Origin of the sequence: Thiolapillus sp. (assembly GCF_048562965.1) — a bacterium.
Classification (GTDB): Bacteria; Pseudomonadota; Gammaproteobacteria; order Chromatiales; family Chromatiaceae; genus Thiolapillus; species Thiolapillus brandeum_A.
This window is the reverse complement of sequence record NZ_JBHNMF010000140.1, coordinates 1-7,353: the sequence shown is the minus strand read 5'-3', so window position 1 is coordinate 7,353 and position 7,353 is coordinate 1. Positions and strand designations below refer to the sequence as shown.

Here is a 7,353-nt window from a genome sequence, read left to right as displayed (position 1 = left end):
ACCATGTCCCGCAGAAAAACATCGGGCACATCACGCCCATTCAGGCGCTTAAGGATTGGCACAAAAAACAACCGGAATTATTCAAAAAGAAAATCTATGATCTATCGGGACTTGACAACTACACATTGTATTGAGGATTGAAATGGCCAAGAAAAAAACACCTGCAAGAAAAAAACAGGTAACTGAATTGTCCGCTGCTGAATTGTATAAACTGGCTCAGAAGCGCGAACAGGAAGAATTGCAGAAATCACTGGAAGCCAACAAAGAAAAACTCATAGCGCTGCGCACCAAACGACGTGAACTTGTTGCCAAACAAAAGAAAGAACTGCGCAAGCTGGATGCAGAAATTTCCCGCCTGAGCGGCAAGAAGACTGCCAGGAAAGGTCGTAAAGCCGGCACCAGTGTTACCGAAAAAGTCGTTGCCATCATTGCCAAAGCAGGCAAGATCTCCACTACCGACCTGAAAGCGGAGCTGAAAAAGAAAGGCGTAGCCACCGGAAACCTTCCGCAGACGCTCGCCTACCTGAAGCGTCAGGGCCGTGTCGTCTCCCCCGCCCGCACGATTTATCAGGTTCCCAAGTAAACTGAAATGAGAACACCGCCGGCATTCTGGCCGGCGGTTTCTTTTTCGTCAGGCAACAGCGACAGCCGGCTTTCGTACGATAAACCGCATTTCCGCCACCCCAGGAAACAACCTTGGTTTCAAATCCTTATAGTGCAGTACAGAAAAAGCTGCAGCTGGCACAAGCGCTTCCCTACACCGAGCACTGGTCTGCCGCCCCGGATTTTCTCGAATTGCTGATCGACCACTGTCTGGAAAACAAACCTGCGCGAATCCTCGAATGCAGCAGCGGCCTCAGCACACTGGTATTGGCCAGATGCTGTCAGATCAACCAATGCGGTCAGGTTGTCAGTCTGGAAAATGGTGCGGAGTTTGCAGCAGATACCCGCAGGAACCTGCACAGCTTTTCTCTTGCTGACTATGCCAGCGTGATCCATGCCCCACTGGTACGGCAGCAACCCGATGACACGCAGTTGGACTGGGACTGGTACTCACTGGACAGCCTTCCAGAAGATGCTGTAGATCTCCTGGTCATAGATGGACCGCCCGGTTACATCCAGCATCATTCACGTTATCCGGCTTTACCGCTGCTGCATCAGCAGCTCAGCCGGGATTGCACCGTCTTTCTCGATGACGCGGGAAGGGAAGAGGAAAAAGAAATTGTCGCCCTGTGGCTGCAACGCTTTCCGACGCTGCAACACCGGTTTGTCGGAACCGAACGAGGCTGTTCCATCCTGCAGTTCAGACCCGACTGATCAGGCACCCGATGCATTGTGGCGTGTCTGCCACTCCAGCAGCGCTGACTCAAGATCACCCTCAGCCCGGATACTGTCCCAAAAGATCCGAAAATCCTCTCCGGCATGTTCGAGGCGGAAATCCATCCTGTTTTTCTTGTCCCTGAGGAACAGGGCAATGTTGGTTTCCAGGGTTTCGATGTAATCCTGTGCTATGTCCAATGCTGCCTGATCCTTCTCACCTCCAAGAAGGATGCCATCGCGATAGGCTTTCATGATACCGAAGTCCATCCGCCTGACAAAACTGCGCGCGGTGCTGTCCCTGTCCCGCTGCAGATTCACATAGTAGGCTGAGTCACCATATTGCCTGTCCAGACGACCCAGCATCCAGGAGAGGCGATTGTCGGCCTCGATATGATCGTCGGCATACAGCAGCCGCTCTGCTCCAATCCTGTGGATATTGGTTTCATGCCCCGCACTGTAATTTGAAATATGCCGGCAAGCCTGGATGAACGTGGTGGAGCCACAACGGCCGGTGTTGAGAATAAAGACATTCATTGCAATTTAAGCAACTGCTTCCAGTCCCTCCGTTCCTGCCGGTATTTCCGTATGGCTTTGGCCATCTGATGCAAGCGTTCCTGGCGATGCTCCCGGGATTGTATATATCCCATGCCCCGCGCACCGCTACCGAAATTGTATTTCATATTGGCAACAAAGGCCTCTATCTCTCCAACCGCGTCTTGCATATTGCCGTCACCCATCCACCAGTTCGACGGTTCCAGCAGCAGTTTTTCCAGGCGCTCCAGTTTCTGCTGTATTTGGCGATGCTTTTCCATATATTTATTTCTGAGGTGTCGTTCTGTCTGTTGCAACAATTCGAGAACGTCGTTTTCTGCCAGTACTGATTGAGGGTAGTTCTCTCCGGTCAGTTTTTCCATACTGAACAACATCACATCACCAAAATACTGACGCTCCAGTTCACCGGAAAGGTCGACCAACCTGTCCTCGTGAACGATGCCCGGACGGAATTCAGATTGCCCGGTCTCCTCCACCGTACGCTTGTGCAGCATGGGCAGGTTGGCAGACAAAAAACCTTCGTCGAGTTCCGCACCCAGGATACGGCCGAGTGTCGGACCGGCCATGCGCAATTTGAGGGTCGCAAAGGGAATGAAATACGCCAGTCCATCCCGGTTGAATACATAGTTTCCCGTGTAAACAGTACGTGCTGATACGGTGCTGGACAGTACGTCTGAATAGGTAAACCAGGTTTTTCGCGTTGGATGCTCCCCATCAAAAAACTGCCTTATTCTGGCAGCAAAATCCTTGAAACAGCCACCGTGGTCGTGTGTCCCCTGCAGGCCGCAACGGTACTGAAAGGATGTTTCTGATGATTTGTAGCCAAACAGGTCGGCCATGTCATGGTACACGGCATCACTGTGCCGTTGCGCTTCGGCGCCATGGAACAGACAGGCGTCTTCTTTCCTGCGGCCGACCATCTCCTCTAGAAAGGCACAGACATCATTCAGGAAATTGGCGGCCATCACGGCGGGAGATACGGGAGGATCGCCCACGACCTTGCCCGTGATCACCGATACATCCCCGCAACTGAAAATTCTGTCCAGATGATAGAAATAATTTACCGCATAGACATCCTCGCCTTTTCCATTGCTTTCATACTTGACCTGAAATTCCTGGTCGCTGTCGACAAAATAGAACAACGGCTTTTCATATTGCCCGGCCATTTCATCAAGCCTGATACAGGCAATGTTTCGCATGATGGATGCGCCTTTGTGATAGAAGCGGTGCGCATCGCAGGCTCCAAGGACGCCCTGCAGGTCCTGCCGCTGTTGGTCCGTAAGTCCATCCATGACTTTCAGTTGCTCTTCCTGGCCAAAATACTGTGCGTCCAGTCCTCTGCGGTTATATGCCTCAACAATGTCCTTGTGTTTTGCGATATTGACCATGTCTCTGGAATCATCGGCGATCAGCACCGAAATGCCAGCGATGCTTCCATCCGCCTTTTTCCCGTAAGGAAAATACCCGCATAGGGTCAGCAGGCTTTCCAGACAGCTTTGCAAATGCCGGGGCCTGTCCGCCACAGGAATGACCACGATGAAGTGATGACGATCGTCCTGCCCGCTCTGCTGCAGTTGCGCATCGAGCTCTGCCATCAACTGCCGATAGCTTTCCAGCAGTCCCCTGTCCAGCCCACCTTCCCACATCTTCCCTTCCACAAGGGAGAACAGACGATCATAGAAGCGCAGCAGATCTTCCGCCGCCTGCGGTTCCCTGGGAAACGCGGGCAGATCAGCCTCTTTGAAATCCGCAAGAAAGGCGTTCAGAACAGGGAAGTCGCGCGGGTTGTCCATGGTCTGGAAATTCTATCGTCGGGAGGAGTAGTTGGGAAACTTGTCCTTGTCCAGGGGCATTTCGATCAGGTTGATGGCGCCGGTCAGATCCGAGCCGGAAAACAGCTGTTCAATATCTGATGCTGTTTCCAGACGGTGGTAGTTGATACCAAATGATTCTGCCAGCTTCCTATAGTCCGGGTTGACAAAATCACAGTCGATGAAACGCTGCCGGTACTGCTGATGCTGGTTCTTGCGGATCAGGCCCATGGTGGCGTTATTGAACAGCAGGATATTCAGGGGTTTTTCATAATTCACAGCCGTCATGATTTCCATGCAGCACATCTGAAAACCGCCATCACCAATGATGGCAAAACAGGGACTCTGCCGGTGGAACTGGGCACCGATGGCGGCAGGTATCGCATGACCCAGGGAGGATATGCCGGCATTCGGATAATAGCGGTTTCCACTCGATACCCTAAAAAAATTCTGCGCAAAAATGATGTTGTCATCGAAGACGACGGCACCTTCGGGAAAGTGCTTCTCCAGTTCACGGAAGAACTTTTCCACCAGGGAAAAACCGGATTGGAAAACGGCATAGTCACCGGGAGAATCCAGGGATTCCATGGCCAATCCGGACGAACGGGTAAACGATTGCTCAGCGGCATCGGCCCCAATCTTCTGCAGAAGGTCTTGCAGAATTTCTCCGATATCACCCTGTATGGCGACATCCGCCTGAAACACCTTCTGCAACTGCTCCGGGTTGATATCGATCTGAATAATCTTCTTGTTATCCGTCAGATCCTTGTCCCAGACATAACTGGTACGTTCATTGAATCCGGCCCCCAGTATCAGCAGCAGATCCGCCTGCTCCACGATATACCGATAGGCCTGGCCACTGGAAGAAACACCCAGGCTTCCCAGGGACAATGCATCTCCCTCATCGATCACGCCCTTGGCCTTCAGACTTGAAGCCACGGGGATGTTCAAAGCACTGCTGAACTGCTGCAGCAATTCCTGAGCACCGCCGCGGATGCAGCCATACCCGGCAACAATGACAGGAAACTTTGCCTCCGACAACAGATCCATCACCTTACCGGTGCGGGTGCACTCAACATCCGTGGCCTGTTCAGGCCTGGCGGTTATCACATCATCCAGCAGGGCGGCATCCACTTTTTCCTTCTGTACGTTGTAAGGAAAGCTGAGCAGTACAGGCCCCGGATTTTCCGCGAGCAGGATCTGGGATGCCCGATTGAAGACATTGGCCAGATAATCGCTGCGTTCCACGATCCTGTTGTATCGTGTAATCCCCTGAAACAGGGCAATCTGGTCGATGCTGCCTCCTTCACCGGAGCTTTCCTGAAGCCCTCCCCTGCCGAATATATGGGTAGAGGTTTCTCCCGTGATCGCGAGCACCGGCTGCCTGTCCGCATAGGCATTGGCAATACCCGTTACCAGGTTGGTCGCACCCGGTCCCGCCGTAGTGATACAGGCGGATATCCCGCCGGAGTAGCGGGAATAGCCGCCCGCCATGAACGACGCCCCCTGCTCGTGCTTGACCAGCACAGACTGAATGTCCGAATCATAGAGCGCATCGTAAACAGGCAGAATATGGGCACCGGGCATGCCAAACACATGACGTATGCCCAGGCGCTCCATATACTCGACGATCAGTTCACTTACGGTCAGCTTCATTCACTTTGATCACAGCATTGCCAGGGCGTTGTCACCGGCGTAAAAAATGCCCCGAATACTGAAATTCGGGTATATAGCCTGCGCACGATACTAGGATACGAAGGCATTATCAATAAGACGAAAAACCCGGAAAACAGCTGTGGCTGGAATTCTTCCCGTATAACGTTATATGATCGCAAGACACCATCCATTCATCGCAAAAATATGGGGTAACTCATGGCGCAAACACCCTACATTGCAGTGCTGTTGCTGCTGTCTTCTGCCCTGCAGGCCGCATCTGGCTGGCAGAACTGCCGCAGCATCAGCAATGACAGCGAAAGACTCGCCTGCTATGACCGCTATGCACTTGCGCTGGACAAGGAAACGGCACCTCCGACAACGGAAGAACAAAAGGCCGCATTCGGCCTGCCGCAGAAATCTCCTGCAGAAAACCTGCACGACATCAGCAGTCGCATCAGCAAGGTCGAAACTGCCTCCCGGGGTAAACGTATTCTGATTCTGGAAAACGGGCAGACTTGGCGCCAGGTAGGCAGCAGTTCCCAGCCCCGGCTTGCAGCGGGAGATACCATTGTCATCGAGAAAGGCGCCCTGGGGTCCTTCGTTCTGAAGAAGCAGGGCAGCAACCGTTCCCTTCGTGTGAAGCGCATCAGGTAGGATCTGCCATGAGTGACTGCTGTTCATCCACAACCACCCCTCGGCAGCAGGACACTCATGTCTGTCCGGAGGATGGAAAGGCATACAGGGCGGTTTCCGAACAGACTTTCCTGCAACATGTCAGGCAACCCTGGAAACGGAAGTCCCAGCCCATGTATTTCTGCAGCAATCCGGACTGTCCGGTCGTCTACTTTGGCGAGGATAATACTGTACTGACCCAGGATGCCCTGCGTACCGCCGTGGGGATAAAGAACGGCTCGGACGAGGCAACGATCTGTTATTGCTTCGGTGTCTCCCGAGGAGAAGCCAAATTAGATCCCGGGCTCAGGGACTTCGTCATCGAGCAGACCCGCAGGAAACGCTGTGCCTGCGAGATCCGAAACCCCTCGGGAAAATGCTGCCTGAAAGACTTTCCCGCCACCCAAAAAAAAGCCTGACGCGCCAAACTCCTCCTGTACGCCCTGCATCACCGGCATTCAACCATGCACACCGGTGACCGGACAGCTACTGACAGAGGTCTGTTACTGGCGCTACCGACAGTCTCGCCCCCGCCGCCACACGCAACACCGTCCCGCTCTTGATGCTCAGCTTCGGTGTTTTCAATGCCAGTAAATGCGGTGCAAGCACCTCGACACGGCTGCCATCGTCCACTGTCTCTATGCCCAATGCAGACGACAAAATGGTGCTTCCCTGTCCGGAGAAACTGCCGGTAATCCGCAGCAGGCTGGCATCGTAGCTGCAGGCGCCTCTCGTCATTGGCAGATTGTTGTTGGTCAGCTTTCCGGAATCCGGTGCGATAGCGAGACGCTGATACCAGGGATTACTGCTACAGGCCTTGTCTTTGAGCTTACCGGTCGCTGCATCCTTCGCCGAACCCAACTGCGTAAAGCTGGCATCGGTGGGCACACTGAAGGCGCTGCCCCCGGAAGCACAGGACTCATCGAAGCGGTATCCCGCTGGCGGTGTATAGCTCAACTCACAGTTGGCCAGACTGTCGATATCAGTGACAGCAAACTGATAGTAGCCTTCTTTGCCATCCCTTCCCGATACGATGCTTGCCGCCCCATGGGTACAGTTCACCAAGATGCTGCCACCCTGTACCAGGGATCCGGTACCGGAATAATAGATATACCCCGTTGGACTGTAGTCGTTGTCTTCATTGATACCCGTCGGATCTGCCGGGTCCAGCCCGTTGTAACGGGCATCATCACTCACCAGCGGCTTGATCAGTACATTGAAGGGTCGAGTAGATGGGCTCCACAACAGGTTAGGATCGTGTTGGCATTCTCTGTTTGCCGGCTGGTTTCCCACCGGTGCCGCAATATCCTCTCCGTACTGTCGCATCACCACACCCCTCACA

General features: G+C 53.5%; 8 protein-coding genes and 1 pseudogene. 5 read left to right on the top strand and 4 right to left on the bottom strand.

Features of this window, described 5'->3' with window-relative positions; genetic code table 11:
- From ACOCD2_RS09215 to ACOCD2_RS09205, 3 genes and pseudogenes are all read left to right on the top strand, one after another.
- A pseudogene (locus ACOCD2_RS09215) lies at nucleotides 1-134 on the top strand (IS481 family transposase); the annotation flags it as partial.
- A gap of 8 nt (nucleotides 135-142) precedes the next feature.
- Entirely contained in the window at nucleotides 143-583 is a 441-nt protein-coding gene (locus ACOCD2_RS09210; protein ID WP_293646879.1) for a hypothetical protein, read from the top strand.
- Between the two features lie 113 nt (nucleotides 584-696).
- On the top strand, nucleotides 697-1,317 hold the full coding sequence (locus tag ACOCD2_RS09205; RefSeq protein WP_293646881.1) for a class I SAM-dependent methyltransferase: 621 nt from the start codon (nucleotides 697-699) through the stop codon (nucleotides 1,315-1,317).
- Here the strand turns inward: ACOCD2_RS09205 and ACOCD2_RS09200 are convergent, their stop codons facing one another.
- The 3 genes from ACOCD2_RS09200 to ACOCD2_RS09190 are packed head-to-tail and all read right to left on the bottom strand — an operon-like array spanning nucleotide 1,318 to nucleotide 5,339.
- Nucleotides 1,318-1,854 carry a hypothetical protein gene (locus ACOCD2_RS09200; RefSeq protein WP_293646883.1) on the bottom strand — a complete coding sequence of 179 codons (537 nt, stop codon included), beginning with the start codon at nucleotides 1,852-1,854 and terminating at the stop codon, nucleotides 1,318-1,320.
- Entirely contained in the window at nucleotides 1,851-3,665 is a 1,815-nt protein-coding gene (locus ACOCD2_RS09195) for a hypothetical protein (RefSeq protein WP_293646885.1), read from the bottom strand. The genes ACOCD2_RS09200 and ACOCD2_RS09195 overlap by 4 nt, the downstream gene beginning before the upstream one ends.
- A gap of 12 nt (nucleotides 3,666-3,677) precedes the next feature.
- On the bottom strand, nucleotides 3,678-5,339 hold the full coding sequence (locus tag ACOCD2_RS09190) for a thiamine pyrophosphate-binding protein (protein ID WP_293646887.1): 1,662 nt from the start codon (nucleotides 5,337-5,339) through the stop codon (nucleotides 3,678-3,680).
- Nucleotides 5,340-5,555: 216 nt separating this feature from the next.
- Here ACOCD2_RS09190 and ACOCD2_RS09185 point away from each other — a divergent pair, with 216 nt between their 5' ends.
- Together ACOCD2_RS09185 and ACOCD2_RS09180 are read left to right on the top strand one after the other, a co-directional pair.
- A complete protein-coding gene (locus ACOCD2_RS09185) occupies nucleotides 5,556-5,993 on the top strand; it encodes a hypothetical protein (RefSeq protein ID WP_293646889.1) in 438 nt (145 codons plus the stop codon).
- Nucleotides 5,994-6,001: 8 nt separating this feature from the next.
- The gene (locus ACOCD2_RS09180) at nucleotides 6,002-6,430 is read left to right on the top strand and encodes a putative iron-sulfur cluster-binding metallochaperone (RefSeq protein ID WP_293646891.1); all 429 of its coding nucleotides are present in this window, start codon (nucleotides 6,002-6,004) and stop codon (nucleotides 6,428-6,430) included.
- A gap of 67 nt (nucleotides 6,431-6,497) precedes the next feature.
- Here ACOCD2_RS09180 and ACOCD2_RS09175 read toward each other — a convergent pair.
- On the bottom strand, nucleotides 6,498-7,353 hold an 856-nt coding region (locus ACOCD2_RS09175; RefSeq protein ID WP_293652523.1), incomplete at its 5' end, for a hypothetical protein.